This window comes from Novosphingobium sp. PASSN1 (assembly GCF_002278815.1).
On the sequence record NZ_NKIS01000011.1, the window covers coordinates 48519 to 74464 of the forward strand.

Below are 25946 nucleotides of genomic sequence, written 5' to 3' on the forward strand. Positions count from 1 at the left end.
GATGGCTGCGGCCATTTCCAATCGATTGCTTCAGGATCCCCGTTCGATGCCCGTACTCACTTCCTCGACCACGCTCTGGACCGGCGAGCACTTGCGCGCGCTGCAAGCGGGGCCGCACCATCAGATCCCGCTTGTCGATGGCAAGGCGCTGCATCATCCCTTGCCCGGCTTTGATCTGTGGGACTTGTGGCCGCTGCAATTGGCGGATGGCAGCACGGCGGTGGTCGAGGGATGGACGCTGTGGTTCGTGTTGTCCGCGCCTGCCGGGGAAGACCCCGAAGCGCGGCACGACATTGTCCGCATCCGGCTGATGGCGGAACGCGATGGGCAGTGGCGCGATCATGGCAACGCGCTGCCGGACGACCTCAATCCCGGAAGCCGCGAATGGGCGGGTTCTTCGCTCTATGATCCCGAGGCGGGCGCGGTGACGCTCTACTGGACACCATCGGGCCTGCGCGGCGAGGAACCGCGCACGTTCACCCAGCGCATGTTCGAGACCACGGGCACGCTGACTGCGGACGCAGCCGCCTTCACCATCGCAGGCTGGAGCGCACCGCGCGAGATCGCGGGTGGGCCGATCCCGCACTATGTGCTGGTGACGGCGTCAGAAGGCGTGCCGGGCATGATCAAGGGTTTCCGCGATCCGGCGCATTTCCGCGATCCAGCAGATGGGGCGGACTACCTCCTGTTCACCGGTTCGCTGAAGGGTTCGGTCAATCCGTGGAACGGCTGCATAGGCCTGCTGCGGCGTGAGGGCGATAGCTGGGCGGTGCTGCCGCCGCTGCTGAGCGCGGACGGGCTCAACAACGAGCAGGAGCGGCCGCACATCGTGTTCCATGCCGGGCGCTACTACCTGTTCTGGTCGACGCAGCGGAAGGTGTTTGCGCCCGATGGCCCCAGCGGGCCGAACGGGCTGTATGGCATGGTGGCAGAGCGGATGGAGGGGCCGTGGCTGCCGCTCAATGGCAGCGGGCTCGTCGCTGGCAATCCGGCCGAGGCACCGGTGCAGACATATAGCTGGTGGGTGACGGGCGAGCTCACCGTGCATGGCTTTGTGGATTACCCCAATTCGCTGAAAGGCAATGACTTTGGCGATGCCGCGTGGCGGCGGGCGCACTTTGCCGGGGTGCCCGCACCCGTGTTCAAGCTGGTGCTGGATGGTACGCGCGCCGAGGTGGCCGCATGACGGGCGCGCGCTACGGCCTGATCGAGGCGGGCGGCACCAAATTCGTGCTCGGCGTGGCGGACGCAGAGCGCACCATCCACGCGCGGGAACGCATCCCGACAACGACGCCGGAAGAAACGCTGGGCGCGGCGGCGGAATGGTTCGCGGCGCAGGGCGTAGAGTACACCGCATTCGGCATTGCCTCGTTCGGGCCGCTTGATCTCGATCCCGCTTCGCCGAACTTCGGCTGCGTGCGCCCCACGCCCAAGCCGCACTGGAGCGGGGCGAGCCTGACCGCACCGTTTCATGAGCGGTTCGGCGTGCCGGTGGCCATCGATACCGATGTGAACGGCGCGGCGCTGTCGGAGGCGCTGTGGGGGGCCGGGGCCGGATTAGGTTCGGTGCTCTATCTCACCATCGGCACCGGGATCGGCGGCGGCTTTTGCAGCGAAGGGCACTTGCTGCGCGGGCTTTCGCACCCCGAGATGGGGCATATCCGCATGCCTCGCCATCCGGAGGACTTGGACTTCGCGGGCACCTGCCCGTTTCATGGCGATTGCCTCGAAGGGCTCGCTTGCGGACCGGCAGTTATCGCGCGGTGGGGCAAATCGCTTTCGGAATTGCCGGAAGGGCATCCCGGCAAGCGGATCATCGCGTGGTACATCGGCCGCGCGCTGGCGACATTCCAGACGGTGATAGAACCCGCGCGGATCGTGCTGGGCGGGGGTGTTACGGGAACGGAAGGCCTGCTGGACCTGATCCGTGCCGAGGCCTTGGCGGCGAACGGCGGCTATACGGTGGGCAAGATCGACGAACTGATCGTGCCGCCGGGCCTTGGTGACAACGCCGGGCTGCTGGGCGCGCTGGCGTTGGCGCTCAGGTAGATTCCCGCAGCAGCAGGCGCGGCTGGAGAACGACGGAGGGTATTTCCTCCCCCGCGATGCGCTGGATCACGCTGGTGACGAGGTTTTCCGCGCCCTGCTCCAGATCCTGCGCGATGGTCGTCAGCGGGGGCATGGTGTGTTCGCCCAGCGGCAGGCCGTCGTAGCCGATCACCTTGACGTCAACAGGAACCGACAGCCCCTGTTCGGCCAGCACGCGCATGGCGGTGACGGCAATGACGTCGGACGCGGCGACCACGCCGTCCGGGCGGTGGGCCTTCGACCGGAAGTACTTGGCGATCTCGCTCTGCGCGGCATCGGCGACAAGGTGCGTGGGCACCACGCCGAACTGCACCCCATCCGCCTTGGAGACGACCGAGCGGCAGCCTTCGAGGCGCTGGCCGATTTCGATGGCGCGCGGATCGCCGAAGAACACGATGTTGCGGCAGCCGCGCTCGATCAGGTGCTGCGCGGCCAGCGCGCCGCCGCGGAAGTTGTCAGACCCCACCGAACAATGCGCCTGCCCCGCGATATGCGAGCCCCAGACCACAAGCGGGCGATAAAGTTCCGCGACCCGGTCAAGCACGGCCGACTGGTCCGACTGGCCGATCACGATGATCCCGTCCGACTGGCCCGAGCGCGCCAGCTTGAGCAGCCAGTCCTCGTCCGTGGGCACAACGCGCGAAAGGAGCAGGCTGTAGCCGCGCCCCGTCAGCTTGTCCGCCAAGAGGCCCAGCATCGTGATGAAGAACGGATCGGAGATGTTCTGGCGCACTTCGTGGCCGAGCGGGATGACCACGCCGATGGTGTTGGTCTTGCGCATGCGCAAGTTGCGCGCGGTAGCGTTGGGCGTGAAGCCATGCTGGCGCGCCAGCGCCACGATCATGTCGCGCGTGGCAGGCGTCACCAGATTCGAACCCGAAAGCGCGCGCGAAACCGTGCCGCTGGTGACACCGGCGATCTCGGCGAGTTCCTTGAGGGTCTTGGGCCCAGTCATCGTAAATGGGTCATCGTATCAAGGTGTCTTCAGGCGGAGGTGGGAACCACATCGAAGGCGATATTGAGCCGTTCTCCCGCCGCGAACGGATAGGTGCCATGCCACAGGAATGAGGGGAAGACCACTAGCTGACCTGCGCGTGGTGGTATTACTGCATAGGGCTCCAACTGCACGCCAAGCTCGGGCGGCGGCGCCCCGAGGTGCAGCGCTCCGGCGGGCGCCGGGCCGGGATCATCCGGCAGCCCGACATAGAGCACGGCGGAAAGCCAGCCGACGGGATGGCTATGCGTGACGTTGAAGCCCCCTGCCCCGAGCCGCACTGACCAGCTGCCCGAGATTTGCAGCCCCCCGCGCGGGCGGCCCAGAGTCGGATGGGGCAGCGGTTGGCGCGGATCGGGCGGCGGCAGGGTGCTGACGAAAGCCCGCAGCGCTTCCATCAGCTTCGCGCGAACCGTGCCGAGCAGCGGTTCGTGGCGCAGCAGGATCGAACGGTCGGTCTGGGTGCCGTGGCGCACCGATTGTTCGGCATAAGGCAGCGAAGCAGTGTGGAGGCGGCGCAGCAGCGCGGCGAGATCGCTGATCTCGGCTGCGGGAAGGCCGGGATCGAGCACGCCGTGGAGCACGGGATCGCCATCGAGCCCCCCGTCCAACCACGCGGCATTTGGATCGCCGAGCAGGCGCCAGGCGGTGGAAAGATAAGGCCATACCTGCCCGGCCAGGCGCGTGGCGGTGAGCGGCAGGGCCAGATCGCGCGCGGCGGCGGCATCACCCGCGCGCAGGGCAGTGCGAATGCGGCACAGCGCGAGGAATTCATCGTCCGCGCCGGTTAGCGCCGCTAGGCGCGCCTGCGCCTGCGCCAGATCGCCGCTTTCGCTGGAAAGGAAGGCGCAGGCAACCGCGAGGGCGCGCGTTTCGCCAAGCTGGGCAGTGGCGGCATCGAGGATGCGCCGGGCAGCGGGCCAATCGCGCTGCTGGGCGCGCAAGGTGAACCAGCCGAGCCAGAGGCCCTGATGGCGCGGCATGGCCTTCACCGCTGCGGCAAAGCCCGCGTCATACGTTTCGGCATCGCCGTAGCTGTAGCGCAAGCTGGCAAGGACGCGCTGGCCGTCGAGCCAGTCTGGCCGGGCGGCGAGCGCATGGGCGAGCATGGCCTCGGCTTCTGCTTGATGGCCTTCGGAGGCGAGCGCGAGCGCGTGGTTGCGCAGCGCGTCGGGGTTGTCCGGCCAGAGCTGCACCGCCTTGGCGAACAGCGCGGCGGCGGGGTAGCCGAGTTCGTAGGCCGATTGCGCGCGCAGGAAGGTCGTCAGCGGATCATCGGGGGCAAGCCGCGCGGCTTCGGCAATCGCCTGATCGGCGCCCGCCATGTCCTGCATGGCGCGCGCAGCGCGTGCCCGTTCGCGCCACACTTCGGCGGTAGCTGGGGCGGTGGCCGGATCAGCCACTGGCTTCAGGCCGCTGCCGCCGCGCCGGTAAGGCCCGCGATATAGGCTTCGTGGCTGGGCAACCGCGCTGCTTCCGCCGCCATGCCGGCGCGCAGCTTGGCGAGGTACTCGCGCGCGTCGATCCCGCGATGCTCGATGAGGGGATCGAGCCCTTCGGGATAATGGTGCTGGCCGATGTGGACCGCGAGCCACGACGGCGGCGCGAACAGATCCATCTCGCGCGCGATCAGGCGGCCATTGCGGCGGAAATGCTCCATCTTGAGCGCCAGCGTTTCCGGCACCTCCATCGCCGAGACATAGCGCCAAAGCTCGTGGTCCTGCCGCTGGGTCAGCTTGTAGTGCAGGATCAGGAAATCGCGGATGCGGTCCGTTTCGGCATGGGCGATGCGGTTGAATTCATCGATTGTCGCGGGACCGAAATCGCGGTCCGGGAACAAGCCGATGAGCTTGGAGATATTGGCCTGAATCAGATGGATCGAGGTGGATTCGAGCGGTTCGAGGAAGCCGCTGGACAGGCCGACGGCGATGACATTGCGGTTCCAGTGCTGCTTGCGCCGCCCGGTGCGGAAGCGCACGAAGCGCGGATCGCCCAGCGCTGCGCCATCGAGCCGGGAAGCGAGCAATTCGGCAGCTTTGTCATCCTCCATGAACTGGCTGGAATAGACATAGCCGTTGCCGATGCGGTGCTGGAGCGGGATGCGCCACTGCCACCCGGCCTCGCGGGCAGTGGAGCGGGTGTAGGGCGTGGGCGGACCGGCGCTGGCGCAAGGCATGGCAACCGCGCGGTCGCACGGCAGCCAGTGGCTCCAGTCCTCGAAACCGGTTTTGAGCGCGCCTTCGATGAGCAGCGCGCGCAGGCCCGAGCAATCGATGAAGAGATCGGCCTCCAGTTTGCGGCCACCTTCCAGCGTGACGCTTTCGACAAAGCCGGTTTCACCGTTCAGGGAGACGCCCTCGATCTTGCCTTCGACGCGAGTGACGCCGCGCGCTTCGGCATGGCGGCGCAGGAACGCGGCGTAGAGCGAGGCGTCGAAATGATAGGCATAATCGAAAGTGGAGAGCAGCGAGCGCTGGTCGGGCACGGGGCGCGCCATGCGGCCTGCGCGCGCGATCTGCCACGCCATCGAAAGCTCTTCGAGCGGGAACGCGCCCGGCTCCTCGCGCGTCTTCAGCCAGTACTGGTGAAGCGGCACCATATCGAAATTGCGCCCGTGCGGGCCGAACGGGTGGAAATAGCGGCTGCCAACGCTGCCCCAATCGACGAATTCGATGCCGAGCTTGAAGGTACCGCGCGTCTCACGGATGAAGTCCGCCTCGCTGATGCCCAGCGTCTCGTTGAACAGGCGGATCGGCGGGATCGTAGCCTCGCCAACGCCGACGATGCCGATCTCATCGGATTCGACGAGGGTGACCTTGCAATCGCGCTTGAGCATCGTGCCGAGCATGGCCGCCGACATCCAGCCCGCCGAGCCGCCGCCGACGACGAGCACCGAACGGATCCGGCGATCACCCTGATTCACCACGCAAATCCCTTCCACTACGCCGCGCCGTGTTTCCGGCACTGGCTGTTCCTTACGCAAAAAAGGGTGAGTGCGGAACCATCTGGCCGCACCCACCCCTTTTGAAGTCACCTCACCCTTGCGGGCGGGCTTCAGCCATCAGAAGCTGAAGCGGACCGAGGCGTTGACGTTGCGGCCCAACACCGGCGAAATACCGCCGACGAAGCGGCCGTTGCCCGCATTGAAGTCCGTGCCGGCCGGCCCGAGCGGGGTCAGCTTGTCGAACAGGTTGTAGGCGTTGAGGCCCAGTTCGAGGTTCTTGAGCGGACGAACCTTGATGTTCGCGCCGACCACGTTGCCGCCCGGCCACTGGTTGCCCGCACCATCGAGCGTGCTGGTCACGCCGGTGATGTTCGCGCCGATCGCCACCATGTCGCTGAAGTCGTAGTTGGCGGCGAAGGTGTACGAGAGGTCGGGAATGTTGTTCGAACGGCGGAACACCGAACCCGGCGCCGAGGGCTGCTTCTTCGACTTGTTGTACGTCATGTTCGCCAGGAGGCTGAAGCCGCCTGCGCTGAGCGTGCCGTAGAACTCCGCACCCGTCGTCTTGTACTTGTCCGAGATGATGCAGGTGAACGTCGTCGGGCTGCCGGTAACGATCGGGCAGATCGTCTGGCTGAGCTCGAAGGTCGTGATGTTGAAGTGGCTGTGATAGCCCGTCAGTTCGACCGTGTAGCGTGCGCCACCGATGCTGCCGCGGTTCTTCAGGCCGATTTCGTACTGATAGACGTTGTTCGAAACCGCCGTGTTGCCCTTGGCATTGAGCGTGCCATCAGCGTTGAAGTAGCCGCTGAAGGTCAGGCGGTCGGCGTTGGCGCGGACGCCCTTCGAAGCGCGGACGAACAGGTTGAGGTTGTCCGCCGGCTTGAAGCTGGCACCCACCGACCACGAGGTGGTGGCCTTGGTGTAGTTGATCACCTCACGCGCGCCATCGGGCAGATAGTAGGGCAGGCTGACCGACTGCGACGCGCCGGTCACCGGGTTCACCGCGTTCTGGGTGAGGAAGTGCGTCACCGGATCGCCCGTCAGCGGGTTGGCATTGATGCCCGAGCCCGTGCCGCGGTTGATGTCGTGACGGACCGAGGCGTCGAGTTCGAACTTGCCCACATCGAAGATGAAGTCGGCGTAAGGCGCGTTGTCGGTGAAGGTATAGTCGTAGGTGCGGGCGCAGCAGCCGCCCCAGTTGTTGTTGTAGCCGGTGAAGCCATTGGCGCTGAGCAGGTTGCCCGCCGCATCAAGCAGATCGATCGGCGAGGCCGACGGGGTCAGCGAGGCGTTGAACTGGTTGGGGTGCCAGTCCATCGCGACCTTCTGGTTCATGTAGAACCAGCCGGCGGTGAGGTTGGCCTTGATCGCGCCGAGATCACCCTGCCAGTTGAGCTTGGCATCGTTGACGAAGCTGCCGACATCGCGGATCCGCGTGTAGACCGAAACGTTGTTGTTGTAGAACGCTTCGGCCACGTCCTTGCCGCGGTTTGGACCGGCGGAATAGACCGCTCGGGCGACGACGCCGCCATTCTTGGTCGAACCGATCAGGCCCGAAAGCGGCGAGACGCTGAGGAAGTTCGACGAGAAACCGCCGCTCATGTTGGTGTAGCGCGCGTTGTTGTCGACGGTGATGCCGTTGTCGAACTTGTAGTGCAGCTGCGCCTGAAGCGACTGGGCATTGGTGGTAATGCCGTTCAGCGGGGTGCTGGCAAGGCCGCCGCTGTTGAAATCGACATAGTTGACGTTGGTGTTGTACGGCGAGAAATTCGACGCACGGCGCGGATCGAAACCGGGGCAGGCCTGCAGATCGGAAACCTGGCCGCCGGAGAGGCTGCCGCACGCGATGCCGCCCTGGGTGTTGGGCTCCTGCGTGTCCTGCGCCTTGAAGTAGACGCGGAAGAAGCCGCGGTTCTCGTCAAACTCGCGCGTGATGTTGCCCTTGATCAGGTACGACTTGCTGAGCTGGTAGCCCGAATGCCACGGACCATCGCCCGCGCCGTAGTAGCCGCCGATGTTGAAGTGGGTCTTGTCGTCGATCGCGCCCGAGAAGCGGAAGCTCGCGCGGGTGTAATCGTAAGTGAGGTTGCGCTCGACCTGGATGTAGCCGCCTTCGCTGCGATCGGTCTTGCTGATGTAGTTGATCACCGCGCCGGGAGCCTGGCTGGCGAGGGTGGCAGCGGTGCCGCCGCGGATGGCGTCAACGCGGGCATCCATCGGGCTGGACTTGGTCCAGTAGTCGTTGTTGCCGAACTGGATATCGCCGAACAGGACGGTGGGCAGGCCATCTTCCTGCAGCTGGACGAAGGTGGCGCCGCCCGTGGCGACGGGCAGGCCGCGAACGGCGAAGTTGCCGTTACCGCCGGGGCCCGAAACGTTGGGCTGGAGGCCCGGCAGCAGGCGAAGCAGATCGCCTTCCGACATCGGGCGGAAGTTGGCGATAACCGAAGCATCGACCGACGAGATCGATACCGAGCTGTCGAGCTTGCTCTTGGTGCCGGTCGAGGCGGTGACGACGATTTCGCTCAGCGTATCGCCGGCAGTGTCAGTCGCGGCGGCTTCGGCAGCAGGCGCGGCCGACTGCGCGTGCACGGGTGCCGCGAGACCGGCAACGGCCAGCGCGAACACAGATGCACACGATTGAATAACGGAATGCTTCACAGGTATCCTCCCGGTTGCGAGCACTTTTGTGCGTGCTTACGCCGCGACTCGATCACCCGAACCGCCTGCGTTAGGGTGTCATTGGCAAAGTTGCAGAATGACTGCAAGCACAAATGCAAGCGATTGAATCAATCGTGAAGCACGAACCGGGAACCGTGGCATTCTTGCCGCACCTGCCCTGCGGACGCAGTCCGATCCGGCAAGCGGCGCGCTGGCGAGGCGAACGGCCCAACGCCCCTCTTGACGTTTACGTAAAGTGGAAGGATGGAAGAGACGTGGAGTCCGGCTTCGTTCGCGAGGCTGCGAGTCTTGCCGCATCAAGGCCGGGAAAACGGCCAAAGATCACAAACGGAGAGCGTCATGCATCTTGATTTCAGCCCCGAGGACCTTGCCTTCCAGCAGGAAGTGCGCGCGTTCATCGCCGAGAATTATCCGGCAGAGCTGCGCGGCAAGCAGGACGAGGGCGACGAGCTTTCGAAGGAAGACTTCCTCTCGTGGCACAAGGTGCTGGCGAAAAAGGGGTGGGTCGCCCCGGCATGGCCGGTGGAATACGGCGGCACCGGCTGGAGCGCGACGCAGCGCTACATCTGGTCGGAAGAAACCGCGCGCGCGGACTGCATCCGCCTCATGCCCTTCGGCCTCTCGATGGTCGGCCCGGTGATCTACACGTTCGGCACACCCGAGCAGAAGGCGAAGTTCCTGCCCCGCATCCTTTCGGGCGAGGACTGGTGGTGTCAGGGTTATTCGGAGCCGGGTTCGGGATCCGACCTTGCCTCGCTGCGCACCAAGGCGGTTCGAGACGGCGATCATTATATCGTCAACGGCCAGAAGACCTGGACGACGATGGCGCAGCACGCCGACTGGGGCTTCTTCCTTGTCCGCACCGATCCCGATGCCAAGCAGCAGGAAGGCATCTCGTTCCTGCTGATCGACATGAAGACGCCGGGCATCGAAGTCCGCCCGATCATCACGCTGGGCGGCGAGCACGAGGTCAACGAAGTGTGGCTGGAAGACGTGCGCGTGCCGGTGGAGCAGCGCGTCTATGAAGAGAACAAGGGCTGGACTTGCGCCAAGTTCCTGCTCGCGCACGAACGCACCGGGATCGCCGGGGTCGCGGCTTCGAAGCGCGGCATCGAGAAGGTGAAGACCATCGCCCGCGCCGAGATGGACGGCGACAAGCCGCTGATCGCCAACGCGTTCTTCAAGCGCAAGATCGCCGAGCTGGAAATGGACCTCACCGCACTGGAGTTTACCGAACTGCGCAGCCTGGCCGGTGAAAGCGCCGGCAAGGGTCCGGGGCCGGAATCGAGCCTGCTCAAGATCAAGGGTTCGGAAATCCAGCAGCGCCTGACCGAGCTGACGCTGGAAGCGGTGGGCCACTATGGCGCGCCTTACTTCCGCGGCTTCGGAGAGGGCGACAACGAGCACCCGATCGGGCCGGACTATGCACACCGCGCCGCGCCGACTTATTTCAACACCCGCAAGACGACGATCTACGGTGGTTCCAACGAGATCCAGCGCAACATCATCGCCAAGATGGTGCTGGGGCTCTGATTTGAAATGAGGCCGCCGCGCCTGAAGGCCGCGGCGGCCCAGTTTGGGAATTGAGGACAATGGATTTCAGCTACACCGAAACGCAGGGCATGCTGCGCGACACGCTCGCGCGCTTTCTGGCCGACACCTATGATTTCGAGACGCGCAAGAAGATGCTGCTGCGCCCCGAGGGCCGCGACCCGGGCGTGTGGAAGGCGCTGGCGACCGAGCTCGGCATTCTGGGCGCGCCCTTTGCCGAAGAGCACGGCGGCCTTGGCGGCGGCGCGCTTGAAAACATGATCATGATGGAAGAGCTGGGCAAGGTCATCGCGGTCGAGCCTTACCTGCAAACCGTGGTGATCGGCGGCGGCGCGATGAAGCGCGCCCCTGCAGCCATGGCCGATGCGGTGATCCCCGAGATCATCGCGGGCAACGCCGTCCTCGCCTTCGCTTATGCCGAGCCGCAGGGCCGCTATGACCTTGCCAACATCCGCACGACCGCCAAGGCGGATGGCGCGGGTTACGTGCTCTCGGGCCACAAGGCGGTGGTCTATGCCGCGCCTTGGGCAACGCACCTTCTCGTCACGGCGCGCACCGGCGGGTCCACGCGCGAGCGCGCAGGCGTAGAGCTGTTCCTGATCGACGCCACCCTGCCCGGCATCGTGCGCCGTGATTACCCCACCGTGGATGGCTTCCAGGCCAGCGAGATCTATTTCGAGAACGTGGCGATCCCGGGCGACGCGCATATCCCCGGCGGCATCGATCTGATCGAACTGCTGGTCGATGAAGCCACTGTCGCCGTGTGCGGCGAGGCCTGCGGGGTGAGCCGCAAGCTGCACGAGGGCACGCTCGACTACATCAAGCAGCGCAAGCAGTTTGGCCAGCCGATCGGCAAGTTTCAGGTGCTGCAGCACCGCATGGCAGACATGTTCGTCGAGGTGGAGCAGATCGCTTCGATGGCGCTGATGGGCACACTGAAGCTCGATTTGCCCGCTGCCGAGCGCAAGGCGGCGGTGAGCCTTGCCAAGGCGAAGGTTTCGCGCAGCCTCAACTTCGTGGGCCAGAACGCGATCCAGACCCACGGCGGCATCGGCATTACGGTGGAGCTCGGCATCGGTCACTACTTCAAGCGCGGCACGATGATCGAGAACCAGTTCGGCTCGGCAGACTTCCACCTTGGCCGGTTCGAGGATCTGACGCTGGCGGATTGAGGATCAACATATGAAAGCCCCTCCCCGCTCGGGGAGGGGTTGGGGAGGGGTAACCGAGCCGTACGGCAAGCGCCGCGTACCCCCACCCAGCCTCCCCCGCACGGGGGGAGGCGCAAGTCGCGCTTGGTTGCCGTGTAACGCTTATACCATCCCCGCCAGCCGCTCCCGGATGATCGCGTTGGCCTGCGCCATGATCCGGTCCACCAGCTCCTTGCAGGTCGGGATATCGTGGATCAGCCCCGCGACCATGCCGCAGCTCCACGCGCCCGCTTCCATGTCGCCGTCCATCATGATGCGCGGATAGACGCCCGCGACTTCCTCGATGATGTCCTCGAACTTGATATCAGCCCCGAGGCGGCGTTCCTTTTCAAGCAAGCGCTCGACCGCGGCGTTGGTCAGCACGCGTTCGGTGTTGCGCAGCGGGCGCATGACGAGGCGGGTGTCGAGTTCGGAGGCGGCGACGAGCGCCTGCTTCACCTTTTCATGCACCGGCGCTTCCTTGGTGGCGATGAAGCGCGTGCCCATGTTGATGCCTTCCGCGCCCAGTGCCAGCGCGGCGACAAGGCTGCGGCCATCGGCCATGCCGCCCGAGGCGACGAACGGGATCGTCAGTTCTTCCGCCGCGCGGGGCAGCAGGATGAAATTCGGGATATCGTCCTCACCCGGATGGCCGCCGCATTCGAAGCCATCGACCGAGATCGCATCGCAGCCCACGTTCTGCGCCTTCACGCTGTGGCGGACCGAGGTGCACTTGTGGATCACCTTGATCCCGGCATCCTTGAAATAGGGCAGGAACGGCGCGGGGTTGTTGCCCGCTGTCTCCACGACCTTCACGCCGCCTTCGATGATCGCGCGGATATAGCCCGGATAATCGGGCGAATTGACCGTGGGCAGGAACGTGAGGTTCACGCCGAAGGGCTTGTCGGTCATGTCCCTGCAGCGCGCGATTTCATTGGCGAGATCGGCGGCGGTCTTCTGCGTGAGGCCGGTAATGATGCCAAGCCCGCCTGCGTTGGAAACAGCGGCGGCCATTTCGGCAAAGCCGACATAGTGCATGCCGCCCTGGATGATCGGATGCTCGATGCCGAAAAGTTCGGTGATACGCGTCTTCATATGTGGTCTCTCCCTTTGGCGGAGAGATTGGCCAGCCCGGCGGCGCCGCGCAAGAGGCCGGTTTCCGTTCCTGCTATTTCTGGCCCCTGCTATTTCTGACAGCGCGTACAGAAGAAGGTGGAGCGCCCGCCCTGCGCCACGCGGCTGACGGGCTTGCCGCAGCCGCAAGGCTCGCCTTCGCGCCCGTAGACGCGCCAGTCCTTGGCGAAATAGCCCAGCTCGCCATCGGGGCGGACGTAATCGCGCAAGGTGGAGCCGCCCGCGCGAATCGCTTCTTCAAGCACCGCCCGGATTTCAGGCACCAGCCGGGCCAGTGCGGCACGGCTGACTTTGCCTGCCTCGCGCTCCGGATGGATCTTCGCGCGGTGGAGCGCCTCGCAGACGTAGATGTTGCCGAGGCCCGCCACGATTCGCTGATCGAGCAGGAGCAGCTTCACCGCCGCAATCCGGTCCTCGAACGCGGCGGCAAGATGCGCGGGGGTGAGGCCGGGGCCGAGCGGTTCAGGCCCCATCGCGGCGAACTGCGGCCAAGCCTCCAGCGCGGCGGTATCGACCAGATCGACCGAGCCGAAGCGCCGCGCATCATTGAGCGCGAGGGTGTGCCCGGCCCCGGTTTCCAGCACCAGATGGTCGTGCTTGCCGATTTCGTCGGGATCGATTCGCCAGCGCCCGCTCATGCCAAGGTGAAACACCATGGTCTGCCCCCGGTCCACGTGGATGAGGCCATACTTGGCGCGGCGAGACAGGCTGGTGATCCGCGCCCCGGTCAGCGCCTGCACCAGATCGGGCGGAAACGGGCGGCGGAGGTCCGCGCGGCGGGTTTCGATGCGCGCAATCACCTGCCCATCAAGGACATGGGCAAGGCCGCGGACGGTGGTTTCGACTTCGGGTAATTCGGGCATCGTGCTTTGCACCTAACAGGCTTTGCGGTTGCGGCAATTCCCACGTAAAGGCGCGGGGTATGACTGACGCAACTGCTGCCGAGCCCGAAACCGTCTCCTTCGGCTACGAGGAGGTGACCCCGGAAGAAAAGACCGAGCGCGTGGGCGCGGTGTTTTCGTCCGTCGCCAAGAGCTACGACCGGATGAACGACGCGATGTCGGCGGGCATGCACCGGCTTTGGAAAGACCGCTTCGTGCGCCGGGTGAAACCGCGCGAGGGCGAGACGATCCTCGACATGGCGGGCGGCACGGGTGACATCGCGTTCCGCATGGCACGGCACGGTGCGGCGATCACGGTGTCCGACATCAATCAGGACATGCTCGATGTCGGCATCGAGCGCGCGGAAAAGCAGGGCATTCAGGGCCTAACTTGGTCGCGCCAGAATGCCGAAGAACTGACCTTCGATGACCGCGCGTTCAACGCCTACACGATCGCCTTCGGCATCCGCAACGTGACCCGGATCGACAAGGCGCTGGCCGAAGCGCACCGCGTGCTGAAGCCGGGCGGGCGGTTCTTCGTGCTTGAATTCTCGACCACCGAATGGCCGGGTTTTGCGCAGGCTTATGACTTCTATTCGCACAAGATCGTGCCGCAGCTGGGCCAGATGATCGCCGGCGATGCGGAATCCTATCGCTACCTGATCGAATCGATCCGCCGCTTCCCCAAGATGCGCGAGTTCGAAGGCATGATCCGCAGCGCAGGCTTCCGCCACACCAAGGTCGAGCCGATTCTGGGCGGCGCGGTGGCGATCCACTCGGGCTGGAAGATCTAAGGCACACCCCTTGGCCCGCCACGTCACCCATATTCGCCGCCTGCTCGGCTGGGGCATCACGCTTGCCCGCCACGGCGCGCTGATCGGCATCGAGAACGATGCGAACACACCTGCGCCGGTGCGGCGGCTGGTCAAGCTGGCGCGCTGGGCCTCGCTGACCGGCAAGAGCCGTGACCGCGACTATGCCGGGGCCTTCCGCGCCATCGGCCCTGCCGCGATCAAGCTGGGCCAGACGCTGGCGACACGGCCCGATCTGGTAGGGCCGGGGCCTGCGGCGAACCTGCTGAAACTCCAAGACAAGCTGCCGCCGGTAGACTTCGCGCTGATCCGGCGCGAGATCGAGGCGAGCTTCGAAAAGCCGCTCGAAGCCCTGTTTGCCGAATTCGAGGAAGAGCCGGTCGGCGCGGCTTCGGTGGCGCAAGTCCACCGCGCGGTGACGACCGACGGCCGCAAGGTGGCCGTGAAAGTGCTACGTCCCGGCGTGCGCGAAAAGTTTACCGCCGATATCGACACGTATGAATGGGCGGCGGCGCATCTTGAAGGCTTCGGCGCGGAAGCAGCGCGCCTGCGCCCGCGCATGGTTATCGCCAATTTCAAGCGCTGGACGATGAGCGAGCTCGATCTGCGGCGCGAGGCGGCTTCCGCCTCCGAACTCGCCGAACAGATGCATGCGTTCCCCGGCTACCGCGTGCCTGGCATCGATTGGGACCGCACCAATGGCCGGGTGATGACGCTCGACTGGATCGACGGGATCAAGATCAGCGACAACGCCGCCATCGATGCCGCCGGGCACGACCGCAAGGCGCTGGCGAGCCGGTTGGTGCTGGCGTTCCTCAATCAGGCGATCAGCGGCGGATTTTTCCACGCCGACATGCACCAGGGCAACCTGTTCATCGAAGCGGACGGCACGATCACCGCGATCGACTTCGGCATCATGGGCCGGATCGACCGCCGTGCGCGGCAGTGGCTGGCGGAAATCCTCTACGGCCTGACCACCGGCAACTACACCCGCGTGGCGGAGATCCATTTCGAAGCGCAGTACGTGCCGAGCTACCATTCGGTGGCCGAATTCGCGACCGCCCTGCGCGCGGTGGGCGAGCCGATGCGCGGCAAACCCGTCAGCGAGCTTTCGGTCGGCCAGATGCTCGACGGGCTGTTTGCGATCACCCGCGATTTCGACATGCAGACCCAGCCGCATCTGCTGCTGCTGCAAAAGACGATGGTGATGGTCGAAGGGATCGCCACGCAGCTCGATCCCTCGATCAACATGTGGGACGTGGCCGCGCCCTTCGTGCGGGACTGGATCCGCGACGAGCTGGGGCCGGAAGCGGCGATTGCCGACCGTATCCGCGAGAACGTGAAGACGCTGCTGCGCCTGCCCGATCTGGTGCGCCGGGTGGAAGACCGCTTCCCGGCCAAGGGCGGCGCGCCCGAAGATCCGCCGCTGCCGCCAATTGCGCTGATCGGCGCGGGGAGCGGCGCGGGCAAGTGGCTGGGCTATCTGCTGGCGGGCGCCATCGGCGCTGGCGCAAGTGCCGGGATGATCCTGCTCGGCCCGTGGGGTTGAGTTGGCCAAGGCACCACCCCTGCCCGGGCTGCGGCTCGACAAGCGCCATTTCAACGCGCTGGATCTGTCACGCCTGCTGGCGGCCTGCGCGGTGCTGTTCTGGCACTATCAGCACTTCTTCGTGCCGCCGGTTGACTATCAGTTCCATGTGAACCGCGCGGCGGTTTCGCCGCTCTATCACCAGCTGGCGTGGCTGTTCGACAATGGCCACGTGGCGGTGCAGTATTTCTGGGCCGTTTCCGGCTTCGTCTTCGCGCATGTCTACCTTGCCGATAGCGGCGCGCGGGGGCGGTTCTGGCTGGCGCGGGTGGCGCGGCTGTGGCCGCTGCACCTCCTCACCCTCGTGCTCGTTGCGGGGCTGCAGGCGGTGTATAATGGGGTGAACGGGACCGAGTTCATCTACCACCATCAGGACGCAAAGCATTTCCTGCTGAGCCTGGGGCTGGCGCATTACTGGGGCTGGCAGGCAGACCAATCGTTCAACGGGCCTTCGTGGTCACTTTCGACCGAAATCCTTGCCTATGCCGCGTTCTGGCTGCTGCTGCCGGGGCTGCGGCGTTCGCCCACGGTGCTGGCGCTGATGGCGGCGGTGCTGATGCTCGGAATGTTCTTCCGCAAGGTGCCCGATGGCCCGGTGCTGACCTGCATCGGCTACTTCTTCGGCGGCGTGGCGGTTTATGGCGCGGCGCTGAAAGGCGGGCTGCGCGCCGGGGTGCTGCTGCTGGCGGCAGGCGCACTGGCGGCGCTGTCCTTGTGGCTGGCCTATAGCTGGCATTCCAGCAACGGCGCCACGCTGGCGGGCACGTCCGCCGCGCTGTGCGCTGTGCTGGCCATCGATACGGCCGACCGGGATGGCAGGCTGGCAGCGGCACGCCACCTCGGCGATGCGTCCTACGGGGTCTATTTGTGGCACTTCCCGATCCAGCTTGCGCTGGTGCTGGTGATTGATCGCGCATTGGGATCCCGCGCGATTGCGCAGCAGCCTGCGTTCCTGGTGTTCTTCATCGGCATCAGCGTGCTGGCCGGCTTCGCCTCGCACCGCTGGTTCGAGCGGCCCGCACAGCGCTGGGTGATGAAGCTGGGCAGGCAGCGCGCAATCGCGGGCTAGGCTGCGATTTCCGCCAGCTTGTGGTGCGGCAGGAGCCGCCACGCCGCGAGCGCGAGGACGACATGCCCCGCCTCCACCGCCATCGGCATCGCCCAGCCGGGATAAGTGCCGATCACCGCGAGGTTGATCGCGCGGCCCGCCAGCGTGGTGCCGAACAGCATGGCCGGGACCAGCAGCAGATCGGCGTTGCGCCGCCATGCGCCCCACATCATGCACACCGCGCCCACGCCGAAGAACGAGGTCATGTCGCCGCGAATGGTCGAAAGGCCCGCCGTGCCGATGGGCGCGATGCCGAAGACCGGACCGGATGCGGTGGTTTGCGGGGTGAACAGGAACGAGCCGGCCATGGACAGGTCGAACATCCCGACAAGGAAGATAAGCGCGGTGAGGATGAAGCGCATGCGTGAAAGCTCCTGTTGGGTGTTCCAGCGTGGGCCAGCGCGGATGCAGACGCAAGGGCGGTACACCAAAACGATTGCACCGTCCCGCGCGCCATTGCACAAGCGCGGCCATGCAGGGCAAGCGCATTCTCCTCATCATCGGCGGCGGTATCGCGGCCTACAAGGCCAGCGAACTCGTACGGCTGATCCGCCGCGAAGGCGGGGCGGTGACTTGCGTGCTGACCAAGAGCGGCAGCCAGTTCGTGACGCCGATGACGCTGGCGGCGCTGAGCGAGAACGCGGTCCACACCACGCTGTGGGATCTCGATGCCGAGGCCAAGATGGGCCACATCCAGCTTTCGCGGCAGGCCGATCTCGTGGTCGTCTGCCCCGCAACCGCAGACCTGATGGCGAAGATGGCGGCCGGGATCGCGGACGATCTGGCGACAACGCTGCTGCTGGCGACCGACAAGCCGGTGCTGGCGGTGCCCGCGATGAATGTGCGGATGTGGCAGCACCCCGCAACCCAGCGCAACGTGGCGACGCTGCGCAGCGACGGCATCGCGGTAATGGAGCCCGACGAAGGCCCGATGGCCTGCGGCGAATTCGGCCCCGGACGCCTGCCGGAACCGCCCGCAATCCTGGCTGCGATTGCCGCGAAGCTGGGCGGAATGCCGACCGGCCCCTTGGCCGGAAAGCATGTGCTGGTGACGGCAGGACCGACGCACGAACCGATTGACCCGGTGCGCTACATCGCCAACCGGTCGAGCGGGAAACAGGGCTTTGCGATTGCCGCCGCTGCCGCGCGGATGGGCGCGCGGGTGACGCTGGTGGCCGGGCCGGTCACGCTGCCGACTCCGCCGGGCGTGACGCGGGTGGACGTGGAGACGGCGCGCGACATGGCAGCGGCCGTGGCCGCCGCGCTGCCTGCCGATGCCGCGGTGATGGTGGCCGCGGTGGCGGATTGGCGGGTTGCTTCGGAAGCCGATCAGAAGCTCAAGAAGGATGGTTCGGGCGCGGTGCCTCCGCTGATGATGACCGAGAACCCGGACATTCTGGCGCGGCTGGGTGCTTCGCCAGATCGCCCGCGCCTGCTGGTGGGATTTGCCGCCGAGACCGAGAACGTGGTGGCTTATGCGCAGGCCAAGCTGACGAAGAAGCGCGCGGACTGGATCGTGGCGAACGACGTTTCGGGAGACGTGATGGGCGGACACTTCAACGCGGTGCACATCGTGCGCGCGGACGGGGTAGAGAGCCTGCCCGAAATGCCCAAGGACGCCGTCGCCGCCGCGCTGGTCGAAAGGATTGCCGATGCACTCAACTGAAGCAGTGCCCGTGATGGTCAAGCGCCTGCCGGGCAATGACGACCTGCCCCTGCCCGCTTACGCCACAGCCGGGGCGGCGGGGATGGATGTCGTATCGGCTGAGGACGTCGATCTTGCCCCCGGCGCGCGCCACGCGGTGGCGACCGGCCTTGCCATGGCGATCCCCGAAGGCTTCGAAATTCAGGTCCGCCCGCGCTCGGGCCTCGCCCTGAAGCATGGCGTGACCGTACCCAACACGCCGGGCACCATCGATAGCGACTATCGCGGCGAATTGAAGGTGATCATGATCAACCTTGGAGCGGAGACATTCTCCATCCGCCGGGGCGACCGCGTGGCGCAGCTGGTGCTGGCCCCGGTAACGCGGGCGAGCTGGCTGGAAGTCGATACGCTGGACGATACCGCGCGCGGGGCTGGCGGGTTCGGCTCGACTGGGGGCCTTGCGGCGCTCCCCAGCTGAGCCGAACGCTTCAGTTCTTCTTCTTTAGGGCTTCTTCTTTTCTGGCGCGATCGAGATCTTCACCGTTTCCCCGCTGTGTCCGGGGAAGCCAGTGAACATCGCCTCGACCAGATTAGGCACCAGGTAGGGCAGGCGGTTCGAGGTGGAGGCCGCTTCAGCCTTGCCTTCGAACAGGCGCTTGCCATCGGCGCGGCGGTCGATCTTCATGTCGATTCCGCTGGTAAACAGCGTGACGACATCGACGTTGTTGTAACCGCCGGCACCGCCGAAGAAGAACGGATCGTACATCCCGTAGCCCCAAGGACCGCCGAAGCCGCGGCGGCCCCAACCGCCACCCCAACCGGGGCCCCAGCCGCCCCAGCCCGGACCATACCAGCCACCCCAGTAGGGATCGCCGATACCGGTGGTGCGCAGCTTGTCGCGGCCCTTGTCGACACCATAGTCGAACTGGACGACGAGATCGGCAGCCTGCGCATTGGCAGCGGGGACATAGCCCACCTTCTGCAGCTGCGCGGCGACGAGGCTGGCATATTGCGCGAATTCAAGACCGCCCGCATTGCGCGGATCCTGCGGGACCACGGCGAAGGTCTGGCCCGCAGGCGCAGGCAGTTCGGCCTGAAAGCGCGACACATTGGCATTGAACGGCGTGGCGCAGGCGCTGAGCGCGAGCAGCAGGGGCGCGGCAATCAGGGCAAAGCGATTACGCATGGGCATCAGGTTCATTTCCGGCAACTCCTTGGTGCAAGAGCCAGCTCCCCTGTCAACCGGCACCGCCACGGTGGTAGCATGGTAAAAGCTTACGCGTCAGGTGCTGAATGGCCGTTGAACAAGAAGGCAAAACCCCCGCGTTTCCGGGCCATTACGGACTGTGGCGCGCCAAGTGATGCAATTTGTTACAGGCCTGCATCACCCGGACAATGCAGCAATGGACGTTAACCGCGCAGCAGCCCCAGCGCCTCGTAGGCGCGTTCCAGCGTGGGCACGGCCAGCGCACGCGCGCGCGCCGCGCCATCGGCCAGAATCGCATCGAGCGCGGCGGTATCGGTGCGCAGTTCGCGGTAGCGCGCGGTGATCGGCGAAAGCTTTTCCACCAGCAGTTCACCCAGCGCAGGCTTGAACGCACCGAAGCCCTGCCCGGCAAACTGCGCCAGCACTTCGGCCTGGCTGATCCCGGCCATCGCGGCATAGATGCCGACGAGGTTCGCCGCTTCGGGGCGCTCTTTCAGGCCGTCTAGCTCCCCCGGCAGCGGCTCGGGATCGGTCTTGGCCTTGCGCACTTTCTGCATGATCGCATCGGCATCGTCGGTCAGGTTGATGCGGCTCATGTCCGAAGGATCGGACTTCGACATCTTGGCGCTGCCATCGCGCAGACTCATGATGCGGGCGGCTTCGGGGGGAATGATTGCTTCGGGCTGGGTAAAGACCGGCGCGTCCTCTGAAGCGAAATCGTTGTTAAACTTCTGCGCGATGTCGCGCGCGAGTTCGAGGTGCTGCTTCTGGTCCTCGCCCACCGGGACGTGGGTGGCCTGATAGAGCAGCACGTCCGCCGCCTGCAGCACGGGATAGGTGAACAGGGCAACCGAAGCGCCTTCGCGGTTCTTGCCCGCCTTGTCCTTCCACTGCGTCATGCGGTTCAGCCAGCCCATGCGGGCGGTGCCGTTCAGCAGCCACTGCAGTTCGGCGTGGGCCGGAACCTGCGTCTGATTGAACAGGATCGAACGCTTCGGATCGATCCCGCAGGCGACGAGCGCTGCAACCATCTCGCGCGTTCCGGCGCGCAGTTCGGCGGGGACATGCGGCATTGAGATCGCATGAAGATCGGCGAGGAAATAGAGGCATTCGCCGCCCTTGGCAGTCCATTCATCCTGCATCGCCACCCAGTTCCGGATCGCGCCCAGATAGTTGCCGAGGTGAAGATTGCCGGTGGGCTGGATGCCCGAAACGATGCGCATGGGACGGGTCACTCTGATACAGGGCGCTTGCGGCGCAGGAGAAGTTTGAGATCAGCCTTCGAGAAGGCACCAAGCAGAATGGCGCTGAGCCCATAGACGAGCCCGCCCGCCGAAACCAGCACGCTGAGCGTGAGAAACCGCACGAACCACGTGCCGTGGACATAGGGCATGAGCAGGCCCTGCCCGGCCCACAGCACCACCCCCATCGCCAGCGCGGCGAGCGCGAGGCGCGGGACGCGGCGCTTGAGGCGGGCATCGAGCACGAACTGGCCGCGCGCGGCGAGCGTGCGGTAGAGCATCGCGACATTGACGGTGGAGGCAATGGCCGTGGCCAGCGGCGGGCCGACATGCTGCAGCGGCACGATCAGCGCGAGATTGAGCGCGAGGTTCACCGCCATCGAAATCGTGGCGTAGCGCACCGGCGTCACCGTATCCTGCCGCGCGTAGTACCCCGGCGTGAGCACTTTCACGAGGATGTAGCTGGGCAAGCCGATGGAAAAGGCAGCGAGCGCCTGCGCTGTGAAATGCGCGTCCTGGGGCGTGAAGCGGCCATAGCCGAAGAGCGCAGCGGCAATCGGTTCGCCGCACAGCACCAGCGCAACCGTGGCGGGGAGCGTGAGCAGCAGCGCCAGTTCAAGGCCGCGGTTCTGCGTTTCCATCGCACCCGCCTCGTCCCCGCTGCCAAGCTGGCGCGAGATCGTGGGCAGCAGCACGGTGCCAAGGCCGATGCCGATGAGGCCAAGCGGAAGCTGGTTCAGCCGGTCCGCCATGTAGATATACGTCACCGAGCCATGCGCGAGGAGCGAGGCAGCGAGCGCGGTGGAAATGACGAGATTGATCTGGACGGCTCCTGCCCCGGCGGCAGCTGGCCAGATCAGCGCCAGCAGGCGCTTCACATCGGCATCGAAGCGCGGCAGCCGCAGGCGCAGGCCAACGCCCGCCGCGCGGCAGGCCCAGATCAGCCACGCCAGTTGCAGCGCGCCCGAAACCGAAACGCCAATCGCCTGATTGCGTGCAGTGATCAGCGGGTCGGGCGAGTGGAACAACAGCAGCGCGGCGATCAGCGTGACATTGAGCAGGATCGGCGCCGCCGCATTGACCCAGAACTTGTGCAGCGAATTGAGGATGCCCCCGCACAGCGAGACGAGGCTGATCAGCATCAGGTAGGGGATCGTCATGCGCGAAAGCATCACGGCGAAGGCGAACTGATCCGCGCTGATGCCGTTGAACTGGCCGGACAGCACCAGCGTGACCGGCCACGCGAAGACTTCGAGCAGCACGGTCATCACGATCAGGACCGGCAGCAGCACCGCCAGCGCGCGTTCGGCAAAATCAATGCCATCGGGCAGGCCCTGCCCTTCCGGATCGCCCACCTTGCGGTTGAACATCGGAATGAAGGCAGAGGCGAACGCGCCCTCGGCAAACAGGGCGCGGAACATGTTGGGCAGGCGGAAGGCGACGAGGAACGCATCGGACGCGAAGCCCGCGCCCACATAGCGGGCAAACAGGCTATCGCGCACGAGACCGAGCACACGGCTGGCGAGCGTGAGCCCGCCAATCGTGCCGGTCGCCTTCAAGAGGTTCATGGCTGGTACGCCATGAAACCGGCCGGATCAGGCCTGACCGGCGGTGCCGGCGGCCAGTTCCTCGGCCTGACGGGCCTGAAGCTGCGACATGTAGAGGCCGTTGAAATCAATCGGTTCGAGCAGCAGCGGCGGATAACCCGCATCGCGCACGGCATCGGCGATGATGCGGCGGGCAAACGGGAACACCAGGCGCGGGCCTTCGGCGAAGAGGAACGGGTGGGCCTGTTCGTCGGTCACGTTGCGCATGCCGATCAGCGCACCGTAGAGCAATTCCACGACATACTGTGTGCCCTGCGGCGCCTTCGAGGTCGCGGTCATCTTCATTTCGATCTCGTGCACATCGGGGCCGAGCGGGCGCGCGCCGATGTTGAAATCGATCGAGACTTCAGGGGCATCCTGCCACTGGTAGCTGTCCGGCGCGTTCGGATTCTCGACCGAGAGATCCTTGATGTACTGCGAGATCAGGCCGATGGCCGGACTGGTATCTTCGCCGTTGGCGAGGGGTGCTGCGGGAGCATCGAGATCGAGCGGAGTGATGATATCGCCTTCTTCGGCCATGATCGTGCTTTCGTGCGAATGGGATGGAACGGGTCTTCAACAGTTGGACGCGCGCCTAGCACCTGCCGGAGGGCTGGGCAATCGCGCCTGCGCCGGGCGCGCATGGAACAGCCGGAAGCCGCCTGCACCTAGAGGCAGACGAAAAACCACCTCCGCAAGGCAAACAGGGCGGCGTCCACGCGTTGTTCATTTGTATTTCGTACCCACATAAGGCACGATGACGCGTTGGCGGTGGTTTTGGCCCTCGGGCCGGATTGCCGCCCTGACCAAGCAGGATGTGGCCTTGTGATTGTTGAAATTGTGATTCTCGCCATGATCGCCGCATTCCTCGGCCTGCGTCTCTATGCCGTGCTTGGCCGCCGGCCCGAGCAGAACGAGGAGCCGATGCGCCGCCGTGTCGAGCAGGCCGATCCTGCCAGCGCACCGCGCAATATCGCCCCCCGGCTTCCGGAAAAGACCACCGGCGCAGCGCGCCCGCTGCCGATGCCGCAGGAACATCAGCTTGATTCGCGCGCCGAAGCAGGCATCCGCGCCATCGTCGCGGCAGACCGCCGGTTCGATGTCGGCCAGTTCCTCGCCGGCGCGCGCGGCGCTTATGGCATGGTGCTCGAAGCGTTCTGGCGCGGCGACAAGGAAGAGCTTGCGCAGCTGTGCGATAACGACGTGGCCGAAGGCTTTGCCGCCGCGATCGACGCGCGCGTGGCCGCCGGGGAAACCATCGCGGCCCACCTCATCCGCATCGAGGAAGCGCGCATCGTGAGTGCCAGCTACGCCGCACCGCTTGCGCGCATCACGGTCAGCTTCGTGGCCGATGTCGCCTCGGTCACCCGCGATGCCAGCGGTGCCCTCATTGCCGGATCGCTGGACGACGCGATCGAGACCCGCGATGTCTGGACTTTCTCGCGCGATCTCACCTCGCGCGATCCGGACTGGATGGTCGACGAGACCGACGAAGGCTGAGCCCCGTGGCGGCGTTGACGGCATTGCGGGCCGGGCGGCGCGTCTGGCTTGCCATTCTCGCACCCGCCTTCCTCTCCGGCTGCATTCCGCTCATTCCCCAGGGCGCTCCGGTTCTGCCAGTGCCCCCGCGCGCGCCCAATGCCGCACTGGTCGGCACCCATCGCGGGCCGGTTGCGGCAGGCCTCGGATTTCGCGATGACAACACCCGCGCCGCGCTTGCTGCGTTCGCCGCCAGTTGCCCGCGCCTGATCCGGCGCAAGGATGCCAGCGGCCTCACCCAGCCGGAAGACTGGGCACCGGCCTGCGCTGCTGCCGCCAGTTGGCCAAGCGAGGATGCGAGCGGGTTCTTCACCCGCTATTTCGAAACCGCCACGGTCGGGCGCGGCGAGGCGCTCGTCACCGGCTACTACGAACCCGAGATCGCGGGCGTGCGCCAGCGCCAGCCGGGCTATGATGTGCCGGTCTATGCCCTGCCCCCCGATATTGTCCGCGCCCGGCCGGGCGATGCCGCGCCGCAGCCGGACGGGTCTCAGCCGCTGGGCCGCTACGACGAAAGCGGGCGGTTCGTGCCCTATTTCGACCGCACTGAAATCGAGAACGGCGCGCTTGCGGGCAAGGGTCTGGAAATTGGCTGGGTAGCGGACCGGGCCGAGCTGTTTTTCCTGCAAGTGCAAGGCTCCGGCCGCCTGCGTGCGCCCGATGGCACTGTCATGCGGCTGGGCTATGCCGGGCAGAACGGCTTTCCCTATACCGGCATCGGCAGCGTGATGCGCGCGCAAGGCCTGATCGGCAGCGGACCCGGGCAATATCCGGGATCGATGCAGGGCATCCTGCGCTATATCCATGAGCATCCGGCCGAAGGCCGCGCGCTGATGCAGCAGAACCGCAGCTACGTGTTCTTCCGCGAAGCCACCAATCCCGGCACCGTTGGCGCATTGGGCGTGCCGATTGCGCCGCGCACCACCTTGGCGGCAGACCCGGCCTTCGTGCCGCTGGGCGCGCCAGTCTGGCTGCAAGGCGAAGGCGGGATAAGCGGCCTTTGGGTGGCGCAGGATACTGGCGGCGCGATCAAGGGGCCGAACCGGTTTGACAGCTTCTGGGGCACGGGCGATCAGGCGCGGACCGTCGCGGGCGGTATGCGCGCGCAAGGACAGGCGCTGATCCTGCTGCCTAAGGGCACGCTGGCCCGCCTGGGCGGCCCCCGATCGGAAGGACAATGAGAGCGCCTCCGCGCGGGCTGAGCCCCGAGGAATCCGCGCTCTGGCGGCGGGTCGCCGCGACGGTGACGCCGCTGCATCCCAGACGGCCCGTGCCTGCGCCTGCGTCGTTGACTACCACGCCCAGCGAGCCGCCACTTCCGCCGCCCAAACGCGTCAAAGGCCGCGTGCCACCGCCGCGCCCCGAAGCTGTGCCGATCACGACGCAAGTACGCCCCCTCACCGCAGGCGGGCTCGATTCGAGCTGGGACCGCAAGCTGGGACGCGGGCCGATCCAGCCTGACGTGACCATCGATCTCCACGGCCTCACCCTCGGCATGGCGCACGACCGGCTGAACGGCGGCATCGCGCAGGCGCTGGCGATGGGCGCGCGGGTGATCCTGCTGATCGCGGGCAAGCACCGCCCGGTGCCGGAAAACGACCTGCGGGGCGAGCGGCGAGGCGCGATCCGCGCCAAGCTGCTCGACTGGCTCGCGGCCAGCCCCCATTCGGCACGCATTGCGTCTGTCAGGCCCGCACAGCCGCGCCATGGTGGCGACGGGGCCGTCTATATCGTGCTGCGCAAGGCGCGCTGA

At 66.0% G+C, this 25946-nt stretch carries 23 protein-coding genes; 12 read left to right on the plus strand and 11 right to left on the minus strand.

The features are described from left to right. The first annotated feature begins 46 nt into the window (after positions 1–46). Complete coding sequence (locus tag CFE35_RS17205; RefSeq protein ID WP_292932423.1) at positions 47–1186, plus strand: glycoside hydrolase family 68 protein; 1140 nt, start codon at positions 47–49, stop codon at positions 1184–1186. Further along, positions 1183–2049: an ROK family protein gene (locus CFE35_RS17210; protein ID WP_292932425.1), complete on the plus strand. Its 867-nt coding sequence runs from the start codon at positions 1183–1185 to the stop codon at positions 2047–2049. The genes CFE35_RS17205 and CFE35_RS17210 overlap by 4 nt, the downstream gene beginning before the upstream one ends. Here the strand turns inward: CFE35_RS17210 and CFE35_RS17215 are convergent. The 4 genes from CFE35_RS17215 to CFE35_RS17230 form a co-directional block, all read right to left on the minus strand. Beyond that, positions 2042–3043: a substrate-binding domain-containing protein gene (locus CFE35_RS17215; protein WP_292932426.1), complete on the minus strand. Its 1002-nt coding sequence runs from the start codon at positions 3041–3043 to the stop codon at positions 2042–2044. The two genes, CFE35_RS17210 and CFE35_RS17215, sit on opposite strands and share 8 nt — an antisense overlap. Before the next feature lie 29 nt (positions 3044–3072). Beyond that, a complete protein-coding gene (locus tag CFE35_RS17220) occupies positions 3073–4485 on the minus strand; it encodes a putative 2OG-Fe(II) oxygenase (RefSeq protein WP_292932428.1) in 1413 nt (470 codons plus the stop codon). Between the two features lie 5 nt (positions 4486–4490). Further along, entirely contained in the window at positions 4491–6005 is a 1515-nt protein-coding gene (locus CFE35_RS17225) for a tryptophan halogenase family protein (RefSeq protein WP_292932430.1), read from the minus strand. 138 nt (positions 6006–6143) lie between these two features. Continuing rightward, positions 6144–8621, minus strand: coding sequence for a TonB-dependent receptor (locus CFE35_RS17230; protein ID WP_292932432.1), 2478 nt, complete (start codon positions 8619–8621; stop codon positions 6144–6146). 429 nt (positions 8622–9050) lie between these two features. Here CFE35_RS17230 and CFE35_RS17235 point away from each other — a divergent pair, with 429 nt between their 5' ends. Beyond that, positions 9051–10244, plus strand: coding sequence for an acyl-CoA dehydrogenase family protein (locus tag CFE35_RS17235; RefSeq protein ID WP_292932434.1), 1194 nt, complete (start codon positions 9051–9053; stop codon positions 10242–10244). Between the two features lie 59 nt (positions 10245–10303). After that, on the plus strand, positions 10304–11434 hold the full coding sequence (locus CFE35_RS17240) for an acyl-CoA dehydrogenase family protein (RefSeq protein ID WP_292932435.1): 1131 nt from the start codon (positions 10304–10306) through the stop codon (positions 11432–11434). A 141-nt stretch (positions 11435–11575) separates the two neighbouring features. Here CFE35_RS17240 and CFE35_RS17245 read toward each other — a convergent pair whose 3' ends face one another. Beyond that, on the minus strand, positions 11576–12547 hold the full coding sequence (locus CFE35_RS17245) for a nitronate monooxygenase family protein (RefSeq protein ID WP_292932437.1): 972 nt from the start codon (positions 12545–12547) through the stop codon (positions 11576–11578). A gap of 89 nt (positions 12548–12636) precedes the next feature. Beyond that, positions 12637–13449, minus strand: a complete 813-nt coding sequence (gene mutM / locus CFE35_RS17250; RefSeq protein ID WP_292932438.1) for a bifunctional DNA-formamidopyrimidine glycosylase/DNA-(apurinic or apyrimidinic site) lyase — start codon at positions 13447–13449, stop codon at positions 12637–12639. A 59-nt stretch (positions 13450–13508) separates the two neighbouring features. Between mutM and ubiE the strand changes: the two genes are divergently transcribed. From ubiE to CFE35_RS17265, 3 genes are read left to right on the plus strand one after another with little or no spacing between them, the layout of a single operon-like run. Next, positions 13509–14261: a bifunctional demethylmenaquinone methyltransferase/2-methoxy-6-polyprenyl-1,4-benzoquinol methylase UbiE gene (gene ubiE / locus CFE35_RS17255; protein ID WP_292932440.1), complete on the plus strand. Its 753-nt coding sequence runs from the start codon at positions 13509–13511 to the stop codon at positions 14259–14261. Between the two features lie 10 nt (positions 14262–14271). Then, a complete protein-coding gene (gene ubiB / locus CFE35_RS17260; protein ID WP_292932442.1) occupies positions 14272–15828 on the plus strand; it encodes a 2-polyprenylphenol 6-hydroxylase in 1557 nt (518 codons plus the stop codon). Position 15829: 1 nt separating this feature from the next. Continuing rightward, entirely contained in the window at positions 15830–16936 is a 1107-nt protein-coding gene (locus CFE35_RS17265) for an acyltransferase (protein WP_292932444.1), read from the plus strand. Here CFE35_RS17265 and CFE35_RS17270 read toward each other — a convergent pair. Continuing rightward, positions 16933–17337: a hypothetical protein gene (locus CFE35_RS17270; RefSeq protein WP_292932445.1), complete on the minus strand. Its 405-nt coding sequence runs from the start codon at positions 17335–17337 to the stop codon at positions 16933–16935. The genes CFE35_RS17265 and CFE35_RS17270 overlap by 4 nt on opposite strands. A gap of 110 nt (positions 17338–17447) precedes the next feature. On the opposite strand from CFE35_RS17270, the gene coaBC reads away from it, so the two are divergent. Together coaBC and dut are read left to right on the plus strand one after the other, a co-directional pair. Next, complete coding sequence (gene coaBC, locus CFE35_RS17275; RefSeq protein WP_292932447.1) at positions 17448–18641, plus strand: bifunctional phosphopantothenoylcysteine decarboxylase/phosphopantothenate--cysteine ligase CoaBC; 1194 nt, start codon at positions 17448–17450, stop codon at positions 18639–18641. Next, positions 18628–19098: a dUTP diphosphatase gene (gene dut, locus CFE35_RS17280; protein ID WP_292932449.1), complete on the plus strand. Its 471-nt coding sequence runs from the start codon at positions 18628–18630 to the stop codon at positions 19096–19098. Before coaBC ends, dut begins: the two co-directional genes overlap by 14 nt. A gap of 24 nt (positions 19099–19122) precedes the next feature. On the opposite strand, the gene CFE35_RS17285 is transcribed toward dut, so the two are convergent. The 4 genes from CFE35_RS17285 to secB all read right to left on the minus strand — a co-directional run bounded on the left by CFE35_RS17285 (position 19123) and on the right by secB (position 23194). Then, the gene (locus CFE35_RS17285; protein WP_292932451.1) at positions 19123–19821 is read right to left on the minus strand and encodes a DUF4136 domain-containing protein; all 699 of its coding nucleotides are present in this window, start codon (positions 19819–19821) and stop codon (positions 19123–19125) included. A 209-nt stretch (positions 19822–20030) separates the two neighbouring features. Then, entirely contained in the window at positions 20031–21050 is a 1020-nt protein-coding gene (gene trpS / locus CFE35_RS17290; RefSeq protein ID WP_292932622.1) for a tryptophan--tRNA ligase, read from the minus strand. 8 nt (positions 21051–21058) lie between these two features. Next, a complete protein-coding gene (gene murJ, locus CFE35_RS17295) occupies positions 21059–22636 on the minus strand; it encodes a murein biosynthesis integral membrane protein MurJ (protein WP_292932452.1) in 1578 nt (525 codons plus the stop codon). 27 nt (positions 22637–22663) lie between these two features. Then, positions 22664–23194, minus strand: a complete 531-nt coding sequence (gene secB / locus CFE35_RS17300; RefSeq protein ID WP_292932453.1) for a protein-export chaperone SecB — start codon at positions 23192–23194, stop codon at positions 22664–22666. 300 nt (positions 23195–23494) lie between these two features. Here secB and CFE35_RS17305 point away from each other — a divergent pair, with 300 nt between their 5' ends. Genes CFE35_RS17305 through CFE35_RS17315 form a run of 3 tightly spaced genes read left to right on the plus strand, consistent with a single transcriptional unit; the run spans position 23495 to position 25946 of the window. After that, the gene (locus CFE35_RS17305) at positions 23495–24154 is read left to right on the plus strand and encodes a Tim44/TimA family putative adaptor protein (protein WP_366557157.1); all 660 of its coding nucleotides are present in this window, start codon (positions 23495–23497) and stop codon (positions 24152–24154) included. A gap of 5 nt (positions 24155–24159) precedes the next feature. Further along, on the plus strand, positions 24160–25374 hold the full coding sequence (locus CFE35_RS17310) for an MltA domain-containing protein (RefSeq protein WP_292932457.1): 1215 nt from the start codon (positions 24160–24162) through the stop codon (positions 25372–25374). After that, on the plus strand, positions 25371–25946 hold the full coding sequence (locus tag CFE35_RS17315) for a Smr/MutS family protein (protein WP_292932459.1): 576 nt from the start codon (positions 25371–25373) through the stop codon (positions 25944–25946). The genes CFE35_RS17310 and CFE35_RS17315 overlap by 4 nt, the downstream gene beginning before the upstream one ends.

Excerpts from the sequence above, each read along its gene's own strand:
- CFE35_RS17270 (WP_292932445.1), bottom strand. The coding sequence starts at position 17,337 with ATGCGCTTCATCCTCACCGCGCTTATCTTCCTTGTCGGGATGTTCGAC.
- dut (WP_292932449.1), top strand. The coding sequence starts at position 18,628 with ATGCACTCAACTGAAGCAGTGCCCGTGATGGTCAAGCGCCTGCCGGGC.
- ubiE (WP_292932440.1), top strand. The coding sequence starts at position 13,509 with ATGACTGACGCAACTGCTGCCGAGCCCGAAACCGTCTCCTTCGGCTAC.
- trpS (WP_292932622.1), bottom strand. The coding sequence starts at position 21,050 with ATGCGCATCGTTTCGGGCATCCAGCCCACCGGCAATCTTCACCTCGGC.
- CFE35_RS17240 (WP_292932435.1), top strand. The coding sequence starts at position 10,304 with ATGGATTTCAGCTACACCGAAACGCAGGGCATGCTGCGCGACACGCTC.
- CFE35_RS17205 (WP_292932423.1), top strand. The coding sequence starts at position 47 with ATGCCCGTACTCACTTCCTCGACCACGCTCTGGACCGGCGAGCACTTG.
- secB (WP_292932453.1), bottom strand. The coding sequence starts at position 23,194 with ATGGCCGAAGAAGGCGATATCATCACTCCGCTCGATCTCGATGCTCCC.
- CFE35_RS17315 (WP_292932459.1), top strand. The coding sequence starts at position 25,371 with ATGAGAGCGCCTCCGCGCGGGCTGAGCCCCGAGGAATCCGCGCTCTGG.
- CFE35_RS17210 (WP_292932425.1), top strand. The coding sequence starts at position 1,183 with ATGACGGGCGCGCGCTACGGCCTGATCGAGGCGGGCGGCACCAAATTC.
- CFE35_RS17215 (WP_292932426.1), bottom strand. The coding sequence starts at position 3,043 with ATGACTGGGCCCAAGACCCTCAAGGAACTCGCCGAGATCGCCGGTGTC.
- murJ (WP_292932452.1), bottom strand. The coding sequence starts at position 22,636 with ATGAACCTCTTGAAGGCGACCGGCACGATTGGCGGGCTCACGCTCGCC.
- CFE35_RS17285 (WP_292932451.1), bottom strand. The coding sequence starts at position 19,821 with ATGAACCTGATGCCCATGCGTAATCGCTTTGCCCTGATTGCCGCGCCC.
- coaBC (WP_292932447.1), top strand. The coding sequence starts at position 17,448 with ATGCAGGGCAAGCGCATTCTCCTCATCATCGGCGGCGGTATCGCGGCC.
- CFE35_RS17235 (WP_292932434.1), top strand. The coding sequence starts at position 9,051 with ATGCATCTTGATTTCAGCCCCGAGGACCTTGCCTTCCAGCAGGAAGTG.
- CFE35_RS17245 (WP_292932437.1), bottom strand. The coding sequence starts at position 12,547 with ATGAAGACGCGTATCACCGAACTTTTCGGCATCGAGCATCCGATCATC.
- mutM (WP_292932438.1), bottom strand. The coding sequence starts at position 13,449 with ATGCCCGAATTACCCGAAGTCGAAACCACCGTCCGCGGCCTTGCCCAT.